Genomic DNA, 20,668 nt, shown 5'->3' with positions numbered 1-20,668 from the left:
GACGAGTCGCGTACAGTTGAGCGTCGGCCGCAGCGCGCCTCCATTCCGGCTGTCCGGAACGGAGCGCCGCCATCGCGCGGCCCTCGGCCCATCCCGATCCCAGGAGAACCCGCATGCCGCACGGCGCCCCGTATCTCGCTCCCGCCTCCATCCCCGTCGATCCGCTCGTGCGCCTGTCGGCCGGCGAGCTCGCGTCGGCGATCCGCCGCAAGGCGGTCTCGTGCGTCGAGACGATGCGTGCATATCTCGATCACATCGAGCGGGTGAACGGTGCGGTGAATGCGCTGATTTCGCTGCGCGATCGCGCGACCTTGCTCGCCGAAGCCGCGGAAAAGGACGCGGCGCTGGCCCGTGGCGAATACCACGGCTGGCTGCACGGGATGCCGCAGGCGCCGAAGGATCTCGCGATGACGAAGGGGCTGCGCACGACCTACGGCTCGCCGATCTTCCGCGATCACGTGCCGCAGGCCGATTCGATCGGCGTCGGCCGCATGCGGGCGGCCGGCGCGATCTTCATCGGCAAGACCAACACGCCGGAGTTCGGCCTCGGCTCGCACACGTTCAACGACGTCCATGGCGCGACGCGCAATCCGTACGACCTGACGCGCAGCGCCGGCGGCAGCAGCGGCGGCTCGGCCGCGGCGCTCGCGGCGCGCATGCTGCCGGTGGCCGACGGCAGCGACTTCGGCGGCTCGCTGCGCAATCCTGCGGCATTCTGCAACGTCTACGGCATGCGCCCGTCGCAGGGCCGCGTGCCGCGCTGGCCCGCCGTCGACGTGTTCATGCAGCAGCTCGGCACCGAAGGGCCGATGGGCCGCACGGTCGGCGACGTCGCGCAACTGCTGGCGATCCAGGCCGGCTACGACGCGAACGATCCACTGTCGCTCGCGGAGCAGCCGTTGGTGTTCGCGACGCCGCTGGACACGGATCTGCGCGGCCGGCGCATCGCGTGGGTCGGCGACTGGGACGGCTATCTCGCGACCGAACCCGGCGTGCTCGCGCAGTGCGAACAGGGCCTCGCGACGCTGCGCGAGATCGGCTGCGACGTCGATGCCGCGCTGCCGGCCTTCGCGCCGGAGCGCGTCTGGCGGCTGTGGCTCGCGCATCGGCATCTGCTCGCAGGCGGCGGGCTGCTCGCGCACTATCGCGACCCGGCGCGGCGTGCGCTGCTCAAGCCCGAGGCGATCTACGAGGTCGAAGGGCTGCTTGCGATGGGCGGCGCGGCCGTGTTCGACGCGAGCGTCGAGCGCACCGCGTGGCATCAGGCCGTGCTGCGCTTCTTCGATCGCTACGACTTCATCGCGGCGCCCAGCGCGCAGGTGTTCCCGTTCGACGTCGAGCTGCGCTGGCCGCAGGCAATCGCGGGCTGCCCGATGGACACCTATCACCGCTGGATGGAAACGGTCGTGCCGTGGACGCTGGCCGGCTGTCCGGTGATCAGCGTGCCGGTCGGGTTCAACGACGACGGATTGCCGATGGGGATGCAGCTGATCGGCCGGCCGCGCGCGGATCTCGCGGTGCTGCAGCTCGCGCGCGGCTACGAGCAGGCGGCCGACTGGGTCGGCCGGCGGCTGCCCGGCTGGATGGCCGCGTAGTGGGTGCGTAGTGCGCGCGGCGCGATCGTCTCGCGAAGAGCCGCCGACCCGCGACATTGATGCGCGTGAGGAACGAATTCGGGCGGTAGCGACCCATCGCGCGGCCGCTGCCGACGAATGCGCGCGACCAACGGCACGCGCGGCGCAATTGCAAGCGATGGCCGCGTGCGATTTCGTTTCGATGTGTTTCAGTCGTTGCGGCGGCGCGCGACGCGCTTCGACAATATCGGCCTCAATCATTCGGCACGAGGGAAACTGATGAAGCACATTCGCGCGACGGGCAAGCAGCTGGCAGCGGCCGGCATCGCATTCGGCATGCTGCTCGGCATGAACGGTCACGCCGATGCGCAGCTCGACCTTCAGTCGATCGGCTCGGCGCTGCTCGGCGGCGGTCAGCAGCAGGCCGCGCCTTCGCAGGGCGGCATTGCGCAGCTGATGCAGGCCTACCTCGGCGCGAACCAGCAGGTGCTGGCCGGCCAGTCGTCGCTCGCGTCGGCGATGGGGCTCACCGGTGCGGCCGGCCAGGCGCAACAGGCCGCCGGCCTGCTGGGCGGCGGCAATGCGCTGACGCCGGCCGTGCTGTCGCAGATGGGCGGCGCGCAGCAGTCGGTGTCGCAGGCGCTCGGGCAGGCGTTCGCGAGCGGCGGCGCGACGCATGGCGCGGTCGACAAGCAGGCGTTCAGCAACGGCCTCGCGTCGCTCGGCCAAGGCCTCACGCAGTACTCGCAATTGCAGTCGGGGCTGAACGGCCTCGGTTCGACCAGCGCCGCATCGCTGCTGCAGGCCGGGCTCGATCCGCAAAACATGCAGGCCGCGTCGTATATCGCGCAGAGCGCGCCGAGCCAGTTGCAGTCGCTCGCGTCGACGCTCAGCCAGGCCGTGCAGTTCGCGACGAGCCAGGGCATTTCGGTGCCGCCGGTGGCGTCTTCCGCGCTGAAGCTGCTGCCGTAACGCGGGCGGCGCGCGATGGCCCCGTGCAACCTGGGGATTTCGCGCGATGCTATCGTGACGTGTTCTCCGCTTCCGGTGCCGCTTCATGACTGACTCGTTCGACCTTTCGCGCTACTTCGCCCGCATCGGCTACGACGGCCCGGCCGAGCCGACGCTCGACGTGCTGCGCCGCCTGCATCTGCTGCATCCGCAGGCGATCCCGTTCGAAAACCTCAATCCGCTCACCGGCGCGCGCGTCGCGCTCGACGTGCCGGCGATCGTCGAGAAGGTCGTCGCGCGCCGCCGCGGCGGCTACTGCTTCGAACTGAACAAGCTGTTCTACACGGCGCTCACGACGCTCGGCTTTCGCGTCACGCCGCTGATCGCGCGCGTGCGCTGGATGCGGCCGCCCGAGGCCGTCACCGCGCAGACGCACATGCTGCTGCGCATCGACCTGGACGGCGCGGCGTGGCTCGCCGACATCGGCTTCGGCAGCGCGACGCTCACCGCGCCGCTGCGCTTCGCGCCGGGCGAGCGGCAGTTGACGCCGCACGGCGCGTTTCGCGTCGTCGACGCACCGGTCGACGGCGAGTTCGACATGCAGTTCGAGATTCCCGACGGCTGGCAAACCACCTACCGCTTTTCGCTGAAGCCGGCCGAGTGGATCGATTACGACGCCGCGAACTGGTTCACGTCGACCTATCCCGAATCGATCTTCGTGAACGACCTGATCGCGTGCCGCGTGCTGCCGACCGGCCGCGCGGCGCTGTTCAACACCGTGCTGACGCTGCGCGACGCGGCCGGCGCCGGGCGCACCGTCACGTTCGACGACGCGGCCGCGTGGGGCGCGTGCCTGCGCGACACGATCGGCATCGACACCGCCGGCTTCGATCTCGACGCGCTGTTCGCGCGGGTCGCCGCGCGGGCCGGCAACATCTGAACGCGGATTGCGCGGCCGTGGGGCCGCGCCTCGGCGTTTGACTTTTGCTATTTTGCCAGCACGCTGGCAATCACGAGCGACGAAGAAGGGAAGCAGTTCAACGTGTACCTGCCGCTCAGCCTGATCCGGCAGGGCAAGTTCCGGGCCATCGAAGCGCAGCAGTCGTTGTCCGCGCTGGTGGCCGACGCATTGCGCGCCTATCTGGCCGCGCCGCAGTCGGGGCGGCCGCCTACCGAGGAGGAATGACGTGTCGTCCGAGCGAATCGAAGCGGCGTATCTCACCACGCACAACTGGGGCAAGTCGGCGAAGTTCTTCCAGGCGCCGGCGTTCACGCTGGAATTCGAGACCGATCACAACAACTCGCTTGCCGGCGCCGCGCCAGCCGGCCGCGTGAGGGCACGGCGATGAGCGATTGCGAAGCAGCACCCGACAGCACCGCCGCGCGCGTCGCGCTGTGGCGCGCGCTGCACGTCGAGCTCGACGCGCCGCCGCACGTGCTCGCCGACGAAATCGGCTTGCGCCTGCTCGCGCCGGCGCCCGGCTGGCAGCAGCGCGGCGACATGGACCCGAAGTTCACGCGGCCGTTTCGCGCGTCGATCGTCGCGCGGGCGCGCTTCATCGAAGACCTCGTCGTCGAGCAGGCCGCGCAGGGCGTGAGCCAGTACGTGATCCTCGGCGCGGGCCTCGACAGCTTCGTGCAGCGCCGGCCGGAGATGGCGTCGCGCGTGACCGTCTTCGAAGTCGATCCGCCCGCGCCGCAAGCGTGGAAGCGCCGCCGGCTCGTCGAGCTCGGTTTCGGCGTGCCGGACTGGCTGCGCTTCGTGCCGGTCGACTTCGAGGCGAAGCAGTCGTGGCGCGACGCGCTGGTGCGCGCCGGTTTCGACGCGGGCAAGCCGGCGGTCGTGGTGTCCACCGGCGTCAGCATGTACCTGACGCGCGAAGCGAACGCGGCGGCGTTGCGCGAAGTCGCGTCGCTCGCGCCGGACACGACGTTCGCGATGACGTTCCTGCTGCCGCTCGAGCATGCGGACCCGGACGTGCGGCCGGGGCTCGAGATGGCCGAGCAGGGCGCGCGAGCGAGCGGCACGCCGTTCATCAGCTTCTTCATGCCGGACGAAATCCGTGCGCTCGCGACGGCCGCCGGCTTCGCGCGCGCCGAGCACGTGTCGGCCGACGCGCTCGCGCGCCGCTATTTCGCCGGCCGTGCCGACGGCCTGCGGCCGCCGAACAACGCCGAAGAGCTGCTCGTCGCGACGGTCTGACGCCCGTCGCGTTGCCGCCCGTCACGCGCGTTCGAGCACCGCGATCTCGCGCACGACGACGAGCAGCACCGCGAGGCTCGCGCCGCCCGACGCCCGCAGATCGGCGAGCAGGTGGTCGTAGCGCTGCAGCGCGGCGTCGCGCCGCTCGCGCCATGCGTGGACGATCGTCTCGGGTGCCGTCGAGTCGGCCGATTCGGCGAGCGCGCTGGTCGCGAGCGTGCGCTTGAGCCGCGCGATCTCGGCCAGCGCGGCGGCGCGCGCGAGCATGTCCCAATGCGTCGGTGTGGGCAACGTGGCGGCCCGTTCGGCGATCCAGCCGTAGTTCAGCAGCGTGCCGAGCGAGAAGTACACGCCCGCGACCAGTTCGAGACTGCGCTCGCAGGTGGCCGCCACTTCGGCGATGTCGAGCAGCGCGGCCGAGATGTCGCCGCTCGCGACGCGCGCGGCGAGCGTGCCGTCGACGCCTGCGTCGACCAGCACGCGTTGCCGTTCCGACAGCGCGTCGAGGTCGCTCGCCGGCAGCAGCGACGGCAATTGCGGCGTGATGCGCTGCACCGCGTCGCGGCAGCGCGCGATCAGCCCGGCCACGCTGCCGTCGGCCACCGCGCCCGACTGCAGGTGCCGCAGGAACCACAGCGCCGCCCGTTCGAGCAGCCGCGCGACGTCGACGAACATGCGCGCCTGCACGTCGTCGGCGACGCGGTTGTCGAGCGCGTCGATGTCGCGCCACACCGCATCGAGATCGAACACGTCGCGCGCCATGATGCACGCGCGCACGATGTCGCCCGGCTTCGCGTCGGTTTCCTCCATCAGCCGGTGCACGAACGCGCAGCCGACCCGGTTGACGAGCGCGTTGGTGAGATGCGTCGCGAGAATCTCGCGGCGCAGCGGGTGGCGCTGCATCGGCTCGCTGAAGCGCTGCTGCAGCGGCTTCGGGAAATAGTCGACCAGCATCGCGGCGACGAGCGGATCCTCGGGCACGTCCGACTCGAGCAGCGCGTCGTACAGCCACATCTTGCTGTACGCGAGCAGCACCGCGCGCTCGGGCGACGTCAGCCCCTGTTTCGCCGCGTGGCGTTCGGCGATCTCGTCGTCGGTCGGCAGGAATTCGATCACGCGGTTCAGCCGGCCCGCGCGCTCCAGCCAGCGCATCAGCCGCGCCTCGGCGTCGAGCAGCTCGACGCCGTAGCGGCCCGCGATCGACAGCGCCTGCGTCTGGTAGTAGTTGTCGAGCAGCACCAGCAGCCCGACTTCGTCGGTCATTTCCGCGAGCAGCGCGTTGCGCTGCTTGTCGGTCATTTCGCCGTCGCCGACCACGAGCCCGAGCAGGATCTTGATGTTGACCTCGTGATCCGAGCAATCGACGCCGGCCGAGTTGTCGATCGCGTCGGTGTTGATGCGCCCGCCGCGCTGCGCGAACTCGATGCGGCCGAGCTGCGTGCAGCCGAGGTTGCCGCCTTCGCCGACCACCTTGCAGCGCAGCTCCGCGCCGTTCACACGCACCGCGTCGTTCGCGCGGTCGCCGACCTGCTGGTGCGTCTCGTGGGTCGCCTTCACGTAGGTGCCGATCCCGCCGTTGTACAGCAGGTCGACCGGCGCCTGCAGGATCGCGCGGATCAGCTCGGTCGGCGGCAGCGCGTGCGCGTCGATGCCGAGCGCCGCCTGCACGGCGGGCGACAGCGCGATCGTCTTCGCGGTGCGCGGGTAGATGCCGCCGCCCGCCGAGATCGTCGACGCGTCGTAGTCGGCCCAGCTCGAACGCTCGAGCGCGAACATCCGCTGGCGTTGCGCGAAGCTCGCGGCCGGATCGGGATCCGGATCGAGGAACACGTGCCGGTGGTCGAACGCGGCGACGAGCCGGATATGCGGCGACAGCAGCATGCCGTTGCCGAACACGTCGCCCGACATGTCGCCGATGCCGACCACGGTGAAGTCGGTCGTCTGCGTGTCGACGCCCATCTCGCGGAAATGCCGCTTCACCGACTCCCACGCGCCGCGCGCGGTGATCGCCATCTTCTTGTGGTCGTAACCGACCGAGCCGCCGGACGCGAACGCGTCGTCCAGCCAGAAGCCGTATTCGTGCGAGATCGCGTTCGCATAGTCGGAGAAGGTGGCCGTGCCCTTGTCGGCCGCGACGACGAGATACGGATCGTCGGGATCGTGCCGCACCACGTCGGGCGGCGGCACGATCGCGTTGCCGGCGAGATTGTCGGTCAGGTCGAGCAGCCCGCGCAGGAACGTCTGGTAGCACGCGATGCCTTCGCGCAGCCATGCTTCGCGATCCGTCGGCGGCGGCGGATTCTTGACGACGAAGCCGCCTTTCGAGCCGACCGGCACGATCACGACGTTCTTCACCATCTGCGCCTTCATCAGCCCGAGCACCTCGGTGCGGAAGTCCTCGCGCCGATCGGACCAGCGCAGGCCGCCGCGCGCGACGCGCCCGCCGCGCAGATGCACGCCCTCGACGCGCGGCGAGTACACCCAGATCTCGAACATCGGCTTCGGTTCCGGCAGGCCGGGCACCTTCGCGGGATTGAACTTGAACGACAGGTAGGGCTTCGCTTCGCCGTCGGCGTCATGCTGGAAGTAGTTGGTGCGCTCGGTCGCGTTGATCACGCCGAGGAACTGGCGCAGGATGCGGTCTTCGTCGAGGTTCGGCACCTGGTCCAGCGCCGTCTCGATTGCCTTCAGCAGGCGCTCGACCTGCACCTCGCGCGTGCCGCCGGTCGCCGGGTCGAAGCGCAGCAGGAACAGCTCGACGAGCTGGCGAGCGAGCGCCGGGTTGCCGGTCAGCGCGCGCTCGATGTACGCGTCGCTGAACGTCGAGCCGACCTGACGCAGGTATTTCGCGTACGCGCGCAGGATCGTCACTTCGCGCGCGCTCAGATGCGCGCGCAGCACGAGGCGGTTGAAGTCGTCGTTCTCGATCCGGCCGCTCCAGATGCGGTCGAATGCGTCCTCGAACAGATCCTTCACGCGCTCGATGTCGAACTCGGTCTCGTCGGCGAGCTCGAGGCCGAAGTCGTGCACCCACGCATGCGCGCCGTCCTGAGTGTGGATCCGGTACGGGCGCTCCTCGTCGACGCGCACGCCGAGATGCTCGAGCATCGGCAGGCTGCGCGACAGCGCGATCGGGTCGCCCGCGCGATACACCTTGAAGCGGAACGCGCGCGCGCCGGCCTCGATCGGCCGGTACAGGTTCATCGCCAGCCGGCCCGACGCCTTCACGCGCTCGATCAGCTCGATGTCGCGCACGGCGGTGCGCGCCGGATAGTCGTCGCGATAGCCGGCCGGGAACGAGTCCGCATAGCGCTGCAGCAGCCGGTTGCCTTGCTCTTCGCCGAACGCGTCGAGCAGCGCATCCGCAAGGTCGTCCTGCCAGCGGCGCGTGACCTGCACGAGCCGCGTTTCGAGCTCGCGCGTGTCGACGTCCGGCATCGTGCCCGGTTCGGCATGGACGACGAAGTGAATCCGCGCGATCGCCGATTCCGACAGCAGCGGCGTGAACTCGACGTTCACGCCGTTGTACGCGTTGACGAGCAGCTTCGCGATGCGGCGCCGCAGGTCCGTGTTGTACTTGTCGCGCGGCACGAACGCGAGACAGGACACGAAGCGGTCGAAGCGGTCGCGCCGCACGAACAGGCGCGTGCGCTGATGTTCCTGCAGTCGCAGGATGCCGAGCGCGATGTCGTAGAGCTCGTCTTCGTCGGCCTGGAACAGTTCGTCGCGCGGATAGGTCTCGAGCACGGTCACGAGCGACTTGCCGAGATGCCCGTTCGGCAGGAAGCCCGCGCGCTGCACGATGTTCGCGCATTTGCGCCGCACGATCGGAATGTCGGCGTACGAACCGAAATAGGCGGTCGACGTGTAGAGGCCGATGAAGCGGCGCTCGCCGCTGACCTTGCCGTCGGCGCCGACCAGCTTCACGCCGACGTAGTCGAGATAGCCGGGGCGGTGGACCGTCGCGCGCGAATTCGCCTTGGTCACGAAGATCGGCCACGCGCCGGTGATGATCTCGGCGGCGGCCGGCGGCAACGGTGTCACGTCGGTTGCGCCGGGCGGGCGCAGTGATTCGCGCAGCAGGCCGAAGCCCGAGCCTTCGACGCCGCGCAGCGCGAAGCCGTTGCCGTCGGCCACGAGCGCGTAGTCGCGCTGGCCGAGGAAGGTGAAGTGATCGGCGACCATCCACTCGACGAACGCGCGCGCCTCGAGGTCTTCCGCGCTCGATTCGCGCGCCTTCATGTCCGTGATCGTCGTGCGGGCGATGTCGACGATCTTCGGCCAGTCCTCGACCGACGCGCGCACGTCGCCGAGCACGCGCGCGATGTCGTTGCGCAGCGTATCGAGCAGCGTCGCGTCGCCGCAGCGATCCACCTCGAAATGGATGAACGACGCGAGCTGCGAGCTGCCGTCGCCGGGCGTCGCGCCGCCGGCGTCCACGCGCTCGATCGCGCCGTTGCCGCCGCGCCAGATGCGGAACACCGGGTGCAGCGCCGAGTGCAGGGCGAGGCCGAGGCGGTTCACTGCCATCGTCACCGAGTCGACCAGAAACGGCATGTCGTCGTTGACGATCTCGATCACCGTGTGATCGGAATGCCAGCCGTGCTGTTCGAGGATCGGGTTGTAGACGCGTAACCGCTCGCTGCCAGGGACGAATTTCTGCGCGGTCTGCCAGTGCGCCATCGCGGCGCCGTAGAGATCGGCGATGCTGCGGTTCTGCAGATCGTCGGCGTCGACGAAATCGTAGTAGTGGCGCAGGAACGGCTCGACGATCCGGAACGTGGCTTCGGGCAGGCGGGCGCGCGCGAATTCGACGACATCGGAGAGCAGATGTGCGACCACTTCCTCGTTCTTCGCTTCCATGGCGGTCTCCTGGACGGGTGGCCATCGGCTGCTGCGGGTGTGTTCGGCATTATGCGCCGATTGGTGTGCCGATCGCGTCACCGCGCAATGTGCGGACGCACAACGGCGGCCTGCGCAGAGCGCCGCATGCTGCGTGCCGGCCGATAGGGTCACGCGGCCGCGCGGCGACTGTCAGCGCGCGTCGCTCGACAGCTTGCCGGCCGTCGCGCGGTTGTCCTTTTTCATGTCGGTGAGCGCGATGTACAGCGAGCGCGGCTCGCAGCCGGAACCCGGCAGCCGAGATCGGGCCGCCACGCTTCATGGCGTCAGGACGGTGTGCGAACGACGACATCGGTTTCACCGAAGGGGAAGCGTCGCGCGACGGCCACCGTGATCCACGATGCGAGCGCGAACGGCGCGGTGAGCGCGACGAGGCCCGCACGCATCGCGAGCCACTGGAGCAACGCGGCGAGCGCGGCTGCGGCGAGCGCCATGCGGGTGCCGCGCGACATCAGCGCGAGCGCCGCGAGTGCGCCGTTGACGCCGAGCTGGCCAGCGCCGAACGCCGCGCCGCTGGCGCCGAACGCGACCAGCAGCACGCTCGACACGATCGCGCCGCCGAGCGCGAACGCCGCTGCGCGGCGCGATGCGGCCGCGATGCCGGCGACGATCAGCGCGGCGGGCCATGCGCCTTGCGCGAAGGTGGTCTGCGCGATACCGGACGACAGTGCGCACGCGATCGACGCAGGCGTCAGCGTCGCGCTCGTCGCGGCGTCGATCGGGTGTTGCACCGCGACAAGCGGCATCCACAGCGCGGTGACCGCGATGTACGGGCCTGAATACGGGCACTGCCGCCATTTGGCGAGCGGCGTGCGCAGCGCACGCTGCACGAGCGCTGCGCCGATCGCGCCCGACGGCGCGAGCGCGAGCGCCGCGAGCGGAGCAGCCGCAAACGAAACGGCCGCCAGCGCGGCCAGCGCGCCGTTGAAGCCGTGCCGGCCCTGTTCGACGTCGCAATGCGCGGCGCCGCTCAGCGCCGCCGTCAAATTCGCGACGGCCGCGCCGACGAGTGCCGCGCCCGCGAGCCGCAAGTCGGTCAGCGCGAGCGCGGCGATCAGCATGACTCCGGTGAACGCGTTGGCCTGCAGCACGATCTGCCCGATGCTGCGCAGCAGAATGCGCAGGGCGGTCGACGGGCTGGCTGGATGGGCGGTAGGCATGGCAGCGGACGAACAGGGCGAGCCGCGAGCATAGGCCACCAACTGCCGCTTCGGAACGGGGTATTCCGGATACCGGGAATTTGTCGTCGAGCGCAGACGTGGCCGATTACGACACGCCTGGCGACGCTGAATTACCGCTACCGCTCATCGTCCGCCCGTGCGCCCGTGTGCCCGCTTATGCGACCGTGACCGCGCGCCTTTCATGCATGGTCGCGAATCGATCGATCCGCGCCGCGATCAGATCCGGATTGCGCAGCACGACCCAGTGCGCGCCGTCGATCTCCTCGCGCACGTACTCTGCGAGCCAGCGATCGAGACCGACCGACATCTCGGGCGTCACGTAGCGATCGCGCACCGGCACGAGAATCTGCACGGGCGCCTGCGCATATCGCTCGCGCGGCCGTCGCGCCGTGGCGATGAAGTTCGCGCGGTACAGCTGCAAGCCGTTCAGCGCATTCTTCAACTGCTCGGGATCGCGCGCGGGCCGCACGCGCTCGGTCAACTGCAGCCAGCGCGGCCACAGTGCGGCGCCGCCGAGCCGCCACACCAGCGACGGCACGACCGGCAGATGAAAGAACGCGATGTACCACGATTTCAGGCTTTGCTCGAGCCGCATCTTCGCGCGGAACACGTGATCGAGGCATGGCCCGGAGATCGACGTATACGACGCGATGCGGCCGCGCCACGCCGGATCGGTGACGGCTTCCCAGCACTGGATCGAGCCCCAGTCGTGTCCGACCAGATGGAACGGCCGGTCGCCGCAGGTCGCGGCGGCGACGGCTTGCAGATCGTCGGCGAGTCGCGCGAGCGCGTAGTCCGCGCGCCGGCGCGGCGCATCGGACGCGCCTGCGCCGCGCACGTCGTAGGCGATCACGCGGTAGCGCGTCGCGAGCCGCGCACGCACCGGCGCCCATACGGCCGCGGAATCGGGATAGCCGTGCACGAGTATCAGCGGCGGCGCGCGTCGCGGGCCGCTGACGTAGACGGCCAGTCTCACGTCGCCGGAGCGAACGGTCAGCATCTCGCTTGCGCGCGCCATCGCGTCACGCCTGCGCGACCGGGTGCAACGGCACGCGGCGCGGCGCGGCCTGCGCCGCATAGCGCGCATTGGTCGCATCGATGTTCGCGAGCAGCGTGTCGAGCCCCTGCAGATACTGATGGTTGTCGTGGTCCCACGGATGGAAGCCCGGCCGGAAGTAGTCGAGCCATTCGCGCGCGATGCTCGGGAACACGCCCGTTCTCGGGCCGTACAGATACTTGACGAGGCGGCCCATCCCGCCGAACCGCCCGTGCTTGCGACGGTGCGCGAGCATCAGCCGCACGTGGAAGTCGAACACGATGGTCCAGAACATCGCGGTGGTCAGCAGCATCGTGCCGGTGCGCAGCAGGTAGCTGCCGATTCCCGGCTTCATCACCGCGTTCCATACGTCGTACGACACCGCCTTGTGCTCCGTTTCCTCCATCGCGTGCCACATCCACATCTGCTGATAGCCTTCGACCGAGCCGTCGATCCGATGCTCGTGGCCGGACAGCAGCTGGTTCGCGAGGATCGCCGTGTAGTGCTCGAGCGCGATGGTGATCGCGAGCTGCATCGAATGCGGCAGCACCTTCTTGAAGAAGCCGAGGATCGCCCACAGCCGCTTGTCCAGCTTGTGCGCGGGCAGGCCGGCCGACTGCAGCAGGTCGTTGTACTCGATGTGCTCGCGCGTGTGCATCGCTTCCTGGCCGATGAAGCCGAGCACCTGCTTCTTCAGCTGCGGATCCTCGATGCGATCGCGGTAGTTGCGCACCGAATCCATGAAGAAGCGCTCGCCGGCCGGAAACAGCAGCGACAGCGCGTTCATGAAGTGCGTGACCGGCACGCCCTGCACGTGCCAGTCCTTCGCGCGTTCGGGCGGCAGCGCGAAACGGATGTCGCGCCGCACCGGCATCATGTTCGGGGTCGTCATGATTGTTCTCCTCCCTGATTGCCTGCGTTGTTGTAAGTCGCGTTCAGCGGCGCGCCGGCCGCGGCGCCGTAGCGGGCCGCCGCGCGGCGCGCCTTCGCGGCCTCGCGGCGCGTCGCGAGCACGACGAGTGCCTGGTATGCGGCCGGCAATACGCGCGCCATCCAGTCGGCGGCCTTCGCGTCGCGGCCGATCAGCACGCGGCGCTTGTTGCCGCGCACGCCCGCGAGGATCGTGCGCGCGGCGTCGTCCGCGGTCGTGATGAAGAACTTCTCGAAGCTGTCCTTGCCTTGCTGCTCGCTTTCGACGATGAAGCCGACCATGTTCTTCGCGACGCGGCTCGACTGCGCGATGTTGGTGCGGATGCCGCCCGGATGCACGCAGGTGGCCGACACGCCGCACTTCATCATGTCGAGCTCCTGGCGCAGCGATTCGGTGAAGCCGCGCACCGCGTACTTCGTCGCGTTGTAGCCGCTCATCCCCGGCTGCGCGAAGATGCCGAAGATGCTCGACGTGTTGATCACGTGGCCTTCGCCCGACGCCTTCAGATACGGCAGGAACGCCTTCGTGCCGTGCACGACGCCCCAGAAGTTGATGTTGACGATCCACTCGAGGTCGGCGTAATCCATTCCGTCGATCGTGCTCGACAGCGCGACGCCCGCGTTGTTGAAGATCAGGTTGACCTTGCCGTGTTCCTGCGCGGTGTCGGCGGCCCACGCGTACATCGCGTCGCGGTCGCCGACGTCGAGCACGCGCGTCGACACGCGCAGCTTCGGCGCGATCGCGCGCACGATCCGCTCGGTTTCGGCGAGGCCGACGGCGTTCTTGTCGGCGAGCGACAGATGGCAGCCGGCCTGCGCGAGCTGCACCGCGAGCGAGCGGCCCATCCCCGAGCCCGCGCCGGTGATCGCGGCGACCTTGTTGGAGAAATCTCTCATGTCGGTTGCTCCTTGTCTGTCTCAGGCCGCTTCGGCGGAAGTGGATGCGGAAGCGGCCGGCGCTGCCGCGGGCCGCGCGCTCGCAGCATGCTGCGGTGCGCGGTACGCGTGGTAATCGGCGATCGAGAAGTGCGCGGTGGCCTGCCGGAAGCGCCACGTGAAGCCCGGCCACAGCGTCGTGTTCTTGCCGGTGCGTGGATCGAGGTACCAGCTCTTGCAGCCGCCCGTCGACCAGATCGCCTTCTTCAGCTTGCCCTGCAGCGCGCTGTTGTACTGCGCCTCGACGAGGGGGCGCACCTCGATCGCGTCGGCGCGTTCGCGCTGCATCGCGCGCAGCGCGCCGAGGATGTACTCGATCTGCGATTCGATCATGAACACCATCGAGTTGTGGCCGAGCCCCGTGTTCGGGCCGACGATCATGAAGAAGTTCGGGTAGCCGGGCAGCGTCGTGCCGAGATACGCATGCGCGCCGTCGCGCCACGCATCGACGATGTCGAGGCCGCCGCGGCCGATGATCGCGCCGCGCGGATACGGGTCGGCGACCTGGAAGCCGGTGCCGTAGATCAGGCAGTCGACCTCGTGCCGCTTGCCGTCGGTCGTCACGACCGCATCGGCTTCGATGTGGTCGATGCCGGCCGTGATCACGTCGACGTTCTTGCGCGACAGCGCCGGGTAGTAGTCGTTCGAGATCAGCACGCGCTTGCAGCCGAGCGTGTAGTTCGGCGTGACGGTCCTGCGCAGTTCCGGATCGGGGATCTGCTTGCGGATGTGCCGCAGCGCGAGCTTCTGCACGTTCTTCATCAGCGACGGATGGATCGCGAAGCCGAGCACGCGCGATTCGAGCATCCAGTAGATGCCGCTGCGCACGAGCTTCTGCGTGAACGGCAGCGTGCGGAACAGCCACTTCTCGACGCGCGTCAGGTTGCGGTCGGGCTTCGGCATGATCCACGGCGGCGTGCGCTGGAACAGCGCGAGGCTTTTCACGCGCGGCGCGATCTGCGGCACGAACTGGATCGCGCTCGCGCCCGTGCCGATCACCGCGACGCGCTTGCCTTCGAGCGGGTAAGCGTGGTCCCACTGCTGCGAGTGGAACGCGCGGCCCTCGAAGGTTTCGATGCCGGCGATCGCGGGCAGCGCGGCGCGCGACAGGCCGCCCATCCCCGACACCAGCACGCGCGCCGACAGGCGCTTGCCGTTCGCGAAGGTCAGGCGCCAGCGCTGCGCGGCTTCGTCATATTCGGCGCGCTGCAGCTCGTGGTTCATTCGCAGATGCGGACCGATGCCGAAACGCTGGACGCAGTCTTCGAGATACGCGCGGATTTCCGGCTGCGGCGCGAACATGCGCGTCCAGCGCGGGTTCGGCGCGAACGAGAACGAGTAGACGTGCGATTGCACGTCGCAGGCACACCCGGGGTAATGGTTGTCGCGCCACGTGCCGCCGACCGACGCGGCCTTCTCGAGGACGACGAAGTCGGTCGCGCCCGTCTGCCGCAGGCGAATGGCCATCCCAAGACCGGCGAAGCCGGTACCGACGATGGCGATGTCGGTGGTCTCGTCCGGGCCGTCATGACCGTCATGGCCGGGCGGGCCGAAAGGCAACGTGCGAGCATTCATCCGGGTGTCTCCGATCTGGCTCATTTTTGAATGTTACATTGGGTGATGTAACGATAGAGCGTGAACCGGGAAACCGCAAGCGCCTAGAACGCTCGCTCTAATGGCCGGAAGCCGCGTGGCAGAAGGGGTTGCGGCGTTTGGAACGGTATGGTGTTGCGGCGGTGCGGGAGGGCCGCAAGCACCCGCCGACGGGTGGTCGGCCGCGGGGCGAGCTGACCGCCGGCCGGCGGCCGACCGTTTGAAACACGCTCAGGGTCGGATCGTTGCGCCCGTCGTCTCATGGAAAACCCCGGCCACGATCGTGAGCTGCGCGAGCGCATAGAGGCCCCAGATCAGCAGCTCGATACCCGGAAACACGCCGATGAAGCGGCCGACGCCGATCAGCGTGTCCGAGCCGACGAAGATCAGGCTACCGAGCGCGACCAACGGCCCGCGCGTGCGGGCCGCGAGCGCGAGGCTCGCCATCGTGCACAGCGCCAGCATGTAGACGGCCACCGGTACGAGCAGATCGCCGAGGTGTGCGAAGAACGCTGCGTAGCAGGCGGCCGCCGCGATCCACAGCGCGATCGAAGCGCCGACGCGCCAGCCGCGCGGCCGCGCGCGCCAGCGCAAGAACAGCGCGCAATAACACAGGTGCGTGAGCAGGAACGCGCCGAGGCCCAGCACGAACGACGGCGGCCACGCGGGCAGCGCGAGCAGCACGTCGCCGAGCACGGCGGTGGCGAGCGCCGCGCACAGCCACGCGCGCTCGCGCGGCGCGGGGCACGCACTGCCCGCGGCGAGCAGCAGGATGCCCATCGCCGCTTTGGCGACGGGTTGGCCGGGATAGGGCGCGGTGACCAGCGACAGTCCGTACAGCAGCGCGGCGACGGCGGCGAGCGGCCAGAGCCGGCGATAGGGGGCGGGAAGCGTGGCGATCAACGCGGTGTCTCCGGATCGTGGTGGTCTGCGATGGTTTGCGATGGACGGCGCGCGGGCGAGCGCGCGGCTGCACGCATTATCGGGAACAAACGGCGCGCGAAAACCGGCGAATCCTTCTAGGAAACGACGGCGCGCGAGCGGCGTGACCAAGCGGTTTTTTTGCACGTTGCCCCGGTCGCGCCGGGGCAAGGGTTGCGGTCCGCCTTGCTATGCTCGCTTCCGGTATTGACGTTGTCCCGCCCGGCCGTGCGTAGCGATGCGCGCCGGTGCGAGCCCGATGAACCCGTGCCCGGCCCGCGCCATTGCGCAGGACGGCCTCCACGCATTCCACGCATGACAGGTTCCACCATGACCGAACTTCTGCATGGCGACGGCGCGATCCGTCGCACGACGCCGTACGGCTCGTCGATCGAGAACACCTACGCGGGCGTGCTGTCGTTCATGCGCCGCAACTATTCGCGTGTGCTCGACGGCGTCGACGTCGCGATTTCCGGCGTGCCGCTCGATCTCGCGACGACCTATCGCTCCGGCGCGCGGCTCGGGCCGGCCGCGATCCGCGCGGCGAGCGTGCAGCTCGCGGAGCTGCATCCGTATCCGTGGGGCTTCGACCCGTTCGACGATCTCGCGGCCGTCGACTACGGCGACTGCTGGTTCGACGCGCACAATCCGCTGTCGATCAAGCCGGCGATCGTCGAGCATGCGCGCACGATCCTGCGCTCGGGCGCGAAGATGCTCACGCTCGGCGGCGATCACTACATCACGTATCCGCTGCTGGTCGCGCATGCGGAGCGCTACGGCCGTCCGCTGTCGCTGATTCATTTCGACGCGCATTGCGATACCTGGGCCGACGACGAACCGGACAGCCTCAATCACGGCACGATGTTCTACAAGGCGGTGAAGGAAGGGCTGATCGATCCGGCGACGTCGGTGCAGGTCGGCATCCGCACGTGGAACGACGACTTCCTCGGCATCGAGCGGCTCGATGCCGCGTGGGTGCATGACCATGGCGCGCGCGCGGCGGTCGAGCGCATCGTCGGGATCGTCGGCGCGCGGCCTGCCTATCTGACCTTCGATATCGACTGTCTCGATCCGGCGTTCGCGCCCGGCACGGGCACGCCGGTTGCCGGCGGGCTGTCGTCCGCGCAGGCGCTGGCGATCGTGCGCGGGCTCGGCGCGGTGGATCTGATCGGCGCGGATGTGGTCGAGGTCGCGCCGGCCTACGACCATGCGGACATCACGGCGATCGCGGCCGCGCACGTCGCATGCGATCTGCTGTGTCTGTGGCGGCAGAAGAAGGTGGCTGGACGCTGAGGTGGCGCGTCGTGCGCGCGTCGCGCAGCCGGCAAGGTCGGTGGCCGCGAGCGTTCGCCGATGGCGGCTTGCGTGCGACGCTCGCCCAGCAGACGCCGAATGATGTGCATCGCTGCGCGCGGCACCGATGAAGCACGAAGGCCGACGGGCAGCGCGCCCGTCGGCCTGTTTCGAGCGGACGCCGCCGCGTGTATTACTTCGCCGCCAGCGCGCCTGCCACCCGCTTGTCGGTCCACGCATTCTCCGCCACGCTCAGCTTCTGCGGAATCAGCTTCGCTGCATAAAACGCGTCGGCCACGCGCTGCTGCACGGCCACGATGTTCTCGTCGATCGGCACCGCGCCGAACGGTACGCGCTGGATCCACGTCTGCACGAGCGGCAGCGGCAGGCCGACCTTCGGGGCGATCAGCGCGGCCGTCTCGGCCGGATGGCCGTTGACCCACAGGCCCGTCTCGCGCACCTGCTTCAGGATCGTGCCGACCACGTCCGCGTGTTGTTCGGCGAACGTGCGCGTAGCTTCGTAGAAGTTGTTCGCGGGCGTGAGGCCCGTATAGTCTGACAGCGTGCGCACCTTCAGCGAATTCTGGGCGGCCGCGTAATACGGGTCCCACACGGCCCATGCATCGACGTTGCCGCTTTCGAATGCGGCGCGCGCGTCGGCAGGCGGCAGGTAGACGGGGCGAATCTCGTCGTAACGCACGCCGGCCTTCTTCAGCGCTTCGAGCAACAGATAGTTCGCGCTCGAACCCTTCTGCAGCGCGACCTTCTTGCCGCGCAATTCGGACAGCGAGCGAACCGGCGAATCGGCCTTCACGAACACCGCTTCGTTGTGCGGCGACGGCGGTTCGGCGGCGACGTACACGAAGCGCACGCCCGCGGCCTGCGCGAACACCGGCGGCGGTGCGCCCGTATAGCCGAAGTCGATGCTGTTCGCGTTCAGCGCCTCGAGCAGTTGCGGGCCGGCCGGGAATTCGAACCACTGGACGTCGTAGCCGAGCGGCTTCAGCCGCGCCTCCAGCGCGCCCTGGCTTTTGAGCACCGACAGCAGGCCGGCCTTCTGATAGCCGATGCGTACGACCTTGTCGGCGCTGCCTTGCGCGAGCGCCGATGTCGCGGCGGCGACGGCGAGCGCCGTCACGGCGATGCGGGCGATCCAGCGGGTGAAACGAATCATCGAACGGACTCCATGCGAGACGTCTTCGGAAAGCGGCGTGTGCCGCTCGGTTGGAAGAATCGTCGCACGGGCGACCGGGCCCGCAAACCAAGCATTGCCGATATGAATATGACCGCGGCGGTCCTATGCTTTGTCGCCGTTGCCTTTCTTGGGCGAGTGGCCGGCGTGCTCGGAGCGGGCGGATGCGCCGGCCTGTCGCGCGGCTTCGTCGCTGAGCTTCTTGTCGAGGATCGTCGCGACGCGGCCGCCCAGATAGGCGCTGGCCGCGTTCTCGAGCGCGCGGTTGGTCTCGGCTTCGACGAACACGGCCGCGAGCGGACGCAGCCGCCAGATGGCGTCGACGAGCGCCGGCACGTCGGTGACCGGCGGCAGCGTGCCTTCGTCGTAGCGGTCGAGCCGCTTCACGACGAGATCGACGAGCAGCCGCGCGATCGCATCGAAGTGCGGTCGCGCGACGCTGATCACGTCGAGTAATTCACGCGGCGGGATGCCTTCCTTCGTCATCGCGGCCGCTGCCTCGAGCAGCGCGGGGCTTTTGGCGACGAACGACAGGCCGTGCCGTTCGAGCAGCCCGAACTCGGTTACGCGCGACAGCTGGGACGCCGTCTGCGGGCCGAACATCTGGGCGAGCGCGGCCAGCGAGTAGGTCTTGGGCCGTTCGTGCGACCACCGTCCGCCGATCGCGGTTTCCAGCCCGAGGATCGAGCGCAGGTCGTGGCCTTCGTCGATCGCCATGATCAGATCCTGGATGTTCGACAGCGTGTAGCCACGCGCGAGCAGGTGGTTGATCAGCTTCAGGCGGGCGACGTGGGTGTCGTCGTAGATGCCGACGCGCCCGCGCTTCTCGGGCGGCGCGAGCAGCCCGCGATCCTGGTATGCGCGGACGTTGCGCACGGTCGTGTCGGATACGCGCGCGAGTTCGTCGACCGTGTACTCGTTGCGGGAATCCGCTGCGGCCTCGTCAGGCGTGTTGGGAGTCTGTTTTGGCATGCGGCCATTCTAGCGCGACGCGCCGGCGTCGGGCGTCGCGGGGAGCGTGCGCGCGCCGTCGCCGAGCGCGCGTTGCAGCAGCGCGGTATCGATCCAGCGGCCATGCTTGTAGCCGACCGCCTTCAGCACGCCGGCCGGCTCGAAACCGAATGCGCGATGCAGCGACGTCGAGCCGCCGGTGCCGCCGTCGGCGATCACGGCGATCATCTGCCGCCACGGGCCGGCCTCGCAACGCGCGATCAGCGCGGCGAGCAGCGCACGGCCGATGCCGCGGCCGCGCTGCGCGTCGTCGATGTAGATCGAATCCTCGATCGTGTGGCGGTACGCGCTGCGCGTGCGATACGGCGTCGCATACGCGTAGCCGGCCACGCGGCCGTCGCATTCGGCGACGAGATAGGGCAGGCCGTGGCGCAGCACCGCGTCGCGGCGTGCGCGCAATTCGGCGACGTCGGGCGGGGCTTCCTCGAACGACGCGACGCTGTGGCGTACGTGGTGCGCATAGATCGCGTGAATGGCGTCGAGATCGGCATCGGTCGCGTCGCGGACGGTGCAGGCGGGAGCGTCGGGCATGGCGGCAAGGCGGGCGGATGAAAACGCTACTATGCCGGCCGTCGGGCGGCGCGGTAAAGGCGGTGGTCAGCGGGCGCGCTGCGTGCGGCGCCGGCTCTACAGATGGCCATCCGCGTCGCGGACCGCTTCAGCGATCGCATCGGCGACGCGTTGCACGCGTGGCGAACGGCGCACGTCCGGGTGGACGACCAGCCAGATCTCGCGCTCGATTTCGCAGCGCGGGGCGGATGTCAGTTCGATTAGGGCGGGTGCGGTGGGGCGGTCGGTTGAAGTGGTTTTGGTGATCGAAGCGTCTGTCGAGATCGAAGGGGGTGAAGTGGTCGAAGTAGGCGAGGCGCTCGATGCGCTCGACGCGGCCGAAGCACCCGAAGCACCCGAAGCACCCGAAGCACCCGAAGCACCCGAAGCACCCGA

The 20,668-nt window shown here is 69.1% G+C and carries 19 protein-coding genes; 8 read left to right on the top strand and 11 right to left on the bottom strand.

The window, feature by feature from the left end; all coding sequences use genetic code 11:
* Positions 1-113 precede the first annotated feature (113 nt).
* From EX20_RS26115 to EX20_RS26100, 6 genes are all read left to right on the top strand, one after another.
* Positions 114-1,595: an amidase gene (locus tag EX20_RS26115; protein ID WP_034195227.1), complete on the top strand. Its 1,482-nt coding sequence runs from the start codon at positions 114-116 to the stop codon at positions 1,593-1,595.
* A 258-nt stretch (positions 1,596-1,853) separates the two neighbouring features.
* Positions 1,854-2,546: a hypothetical protein gene (locus tag EX20_RS26110; RefSeq protein WP_034195282.1), complete on the top strand. Its 693-nt coding sequence runs from the start codon at positions 1,854-1,856 to the stop codon at positions 2,544-2,546.
* Between the two features lie 85 nt (positions 2,547-2,631).
* A complete protein-coding gene (locus EX20_RS26105; protein WP_034195226.1) occupies positions 2,632-3,465 on the top strand; it encodes an arylamine N-acetyltransferase family protein in 834 nt (277 codons plus the stop codon).
* Between the two features lie 102 nt (positions 3,466-3,567).
* Positions 3,568-3,711 carry a hypothetical protein gene (locus EX20_RS32655; RefSeq protein WP_011882481.1) on the top strand — a complete coding sequence of 48 codons (144 nt, stop codon included), beginning with the start codon at positions 3,568-3,570 and terminating at the stop codon, positions 3,709-3,711.
* A gap of 1 nt (position 3,712) precedes the next feature.
* Entirely contained in the window at positions 3,713-3,874 is a 162-nt protein-coding gene (locus EX20_RS32650) for a hypothetical protein (protein ID WP_165927440.1), read from the top strand.
* Positions 3,871-4,728: a class I SAM-dependent methyltransferase gene (locus EX20_RS26100; protein WP_034195225.1), complete on the top strand. Its 858-nt coding sequence runs from the start codon at positions 3,871-3,873 to the stop codon at positions 4,726-4,728. Before EX20_RS32650 ends, EX20_RS26100 begins: the two co-directional genes overlap by 4 nt.
* A gap of 21 nt (positions 4,729-4,749) precedes the next feature.
* On the opposite strand, the gene EX20_RS26095 is transcribed toward EX20_RS26100, so the two are convergent.
* From EX20_RS26095 to EX20_RS26065, 8 genes are all read right to left on the bottom strand, one after another.
* The gene (locus EX20_RS26095; RefSeq protein WP_034195224.1) at positions 4,750-9,591 is read right to left on the bottom strand and encodes an NAD-glutamate dehydrogenase; all 4,842 of its coding nucleotides are present in this window, start codon (positions 9,589-9,591) and stop codon (positions 4,750-4,752) included.
* A gap of 171 nt (positions 9,592-9,762) precedes the next feature.
* Positions 9,763-9,885: a tautomerase family protein gene (locus EX20_RS33225; protein WP_257785928.1), complete on the bottom strand. Its 123-nt coding sequence runs from the start codon at positions 9,883-9,885 to the stop codon at positions 9,763-9,765.
* Positions 9,886-9,896: 11 nt separating this feature from the next.
* Positions 9,897-10,790, bottom strand: a complete 894-nt coding sequence (locus tag EX20_RS26090) for an urea transporter (RefSeq protein WP_034195223.1) — start codon at positions 10,788-10,790, stop codon at positions 9,897-9,899.
* Between the two features lie 175 nt (positions 10,791-10,965).
* Positions 10,966-11,829 carry an alpha/beta fold hydrolase gene (locus tag EX20_RS26085; protein WP_051974502.1) on the bottom strand — a complete coding sequence of 288 codons (864 nt, stop codon included), beginning with the start codon at positions 11,827-11,829 and terminating at the stop codon, positions 10,966-10,968.
* 4 nt (positions 11,830-11,833) lie between these two features.
* Positions 11,834-12,739 carry a metal-dependent hydrolase gene (locus EX20_RS26080; protein WP_034195222.1) on the bottom strand — a complete coding sequence of 302 codons (906 nt, stop codon included), beginning with the start codon at positions 12,737-12,739 and terminating at the stop codon, positions 11,834-11,836.
* The gene (locus EX20_RS26075; RefSeq protein WP_034195221.1) at positions 12,736-13,674 is read right to left on the bottom strand and encodes an SDR family NAD(P)-dependent oxidoreductase; all 939 of its coding nucleotides are present in this window, start codon (positions 13,672-13,674) and stop codon (positions 12,736-12,738) included. The genes EX20_RS26080 and EX20_RS26075 overlap by 4 nt, the downstream gene beginning before the upstream one ends.
* A 21-nt stretch (positions 13,675-13,695) precedes the next feature.
* Positions 13,696-15,288, bottom strand: a complete 1,593-nt coding sequence (locus EX20_RS26070) for a flavin-containing monooxygenase (protein ID WP_034195220.1) — start codon at positions 15,286-15,288, stop codon at positions 13,696-13,698.
* Positions 15,289-15,537: 249 nt separating this feature from the next.
* Positions 15,538-16,209, bottom strand: a complete 672-nt coding sequence (locus tag EX20_RS26065) for a lysoplasmalogenase (protein WP_011882473.1) — start codon at positions 16,207-16,209, stop codon at positions 15,538-15,540.
* 348 nt (positions 16,210-16,557) lie between these two features.
* Here EX20_RS26065 and speB point away from each other — a divergent pair, with 348 nt between their 5' ends.
* Positions 16,558-17,520 (top strand): agmatinase, encoded by a 963-nt coding sequence (gene speB, locus EX20_RS26060; protein WP_011882472.1) that lies wholly within the window; start codon positions 16,558-16,560, stop codon positions 17,518-17,520.
* A gap of 193 nt (positions 17,521-17,713) precedes the next feature.
* Here the strand turns inward: speB and EX20_RS26055 are convergent, their stop codons facing one another.
* The 3 genes from EX20_RS26055 to EX20_RS26045 all read right to left on the bottom strand — a co-directional run bounded on the left by EX20_RS26055 (position 17,714) and on the right by EX20_RS26045 (position 20,254).
* Positions 17,714-18,694, bottom strand: coding sequence for a sulfonate ABC transporter substrate-binding protein (locus EX20_RS26055; protein WP_034195219.1), 981 nt, complete (start codon positions 18,692-18,694; stop codon positions 17,714-17,716).
* A 123-nt stretch (positions 18,695-18,817) separates the two neighbouring features.
* Positions 18,818-19,684, bottom strand: coding sequence for a MerR family transcriptional regulator (locus EX20_RS26050; RefSeq protein WP_014725248.1), 867 nt, complete (start codon positions 19,682-19,684; stop codon positions 18,818-18,820).
* Positions 19,685-19,693: 9 nt separating this feature from the next.
* Complete coding sequence (locus EX20_RS26045) at positions 19,694-20,254, bottom strand: GNAT family N-acetyltransferase (protein WP_011882469.1); 561 nt, start codon at positions 20,252-20,254, stop codon at positions 19,694-19,696.
* Between the two features lie 102 nt (positions 20,255-20,356).
* Here EX20_RS26045 and EX20_RS33365 point away from each other — a divergent pair, with 102 nt between their 5' ends.
* A complete protein-coding gene (locus EX20_RS33365; protein WP_175464239.1) occupies positions 20,357-20,497 on the top strand; it encodes a hypothetical protein in 141 nt (46 codons plus the stop codon).
* The last annotated feature ends 171 nt before the right edge of the window (positions 20,498-20,668 follow it).

The organism is Burkholderia sp. WP42 (assembly GCF_000745665.1).
Classification (GTDB): Bacteria; Pseudomonadota; Gammaproteobacteria; order Burkholderiales; family Burkholderiaceae; genus Burkholderia; species Burkholderia vietnamiensis.
This window is presented reverse-complemented; position numbering and strand designations above follow the sequence as displayed.

Coding starts and splice junctions, on each gene's coding strand:
- EX20_RS26050 (WP_014725248.1), bottom strand. CDS start 19,684: ATGCCAAAACAGACTCCCAACACGCCTGACGAGGCCGCAGCGGATTCC.
- EX20_RS26115 (WP_034195227.1), top strand. CDS start 114: ATGCCGCACGGCGCCCCGTATCTCGCTCCCGCCTCCATCCCCGTCGAT.
- EX20_RS26070 (WP_034195220.1), bottom strand. CDS start 15,288: ATGAATGCTCGCACGTTGCCTTTCGGCCCGCCCGGCCATGACGGTCAT.
- EX20_RS26100 (WP_034195225.1), top strand. CDS start 3,871: ATGAGCGATTGCGAAGCAGCACCCGACAGCACCGCCGCGCGCGTCGCG.
- EX20_RS26045 (WP_011882469.1), bottom strand. CDS start 20,254: ATGCCCGACGCTCCCGCCTGCACCGTCCGCGACGCGACCGATGCCGAT.
- EX20_RS26055 (WP_034195219.1), bottom strand. CDS start 18,694: ATGATTCGTTTCACCCGCTGGATCGCCCGCATCGCCGTGACGGCGCTC.
- EX20_RS26075 (WP_034195221.1), bottom strand. CDS start 13,674: ATGAGAGATTTCTCCAACAAGGTCGCCGCGATCACCGGCGCGGGCTCG.
- EX20_RS26080 (WP_034195222.1), bottom strand. CDS start 12,739: ATGACGACCCCGAACATGATGCCGGTGCGGCGCGACATCCGTTTCGCG.
- EX20_RS26085 (WP_051974502.1), bottom strand. CDS start 11,829: ATGGCGCGCGCAAGCGAGATGCTGACCGTTCGCTCCGGCGACGTGAGA.
- EX20_RS33365 (WP_175464239.1), top strand. CDS start 20,357: ATGGCCATCCGCGTCGCGGACCGCTTCAGCGATCGCATCGGCGACGCG.
- EX20_RS26095 (WP_034195224.1), bottom strand. CDS start 9,591: ATGGAAGCGAAGAACGAGGAAGTGGTCGCACATCTGCTCTCCGATGTC.
- speB (WP_011882472.1), top strand. CDS start 16,558: ATGACCGAACTTCTGCATGGCGACGGCGCGATCCGTCGCACGACGCCG.
- EX20_RS26110 (WP_034195282.1), top strand. CDS start 1,854: ATGAAGCACATTCGCGCGACGGGCAAGCAGCTGGCAGCGGCCGGCATC.
- EX20_RS26090 (WP_034195223.1), bottom strand. CDS start 10,790: ATGCCTACCGCCCATCCAGCCAGCCCGTCGACCGCCCTGCGCATTCTG.
- EX20_RS26105 (WP_034195226.1), top strand. CDS start 2,632: ATGACTGACTCGTTCGACCTTTCGCGCTACTTCGCCCGCATCGGCTAC.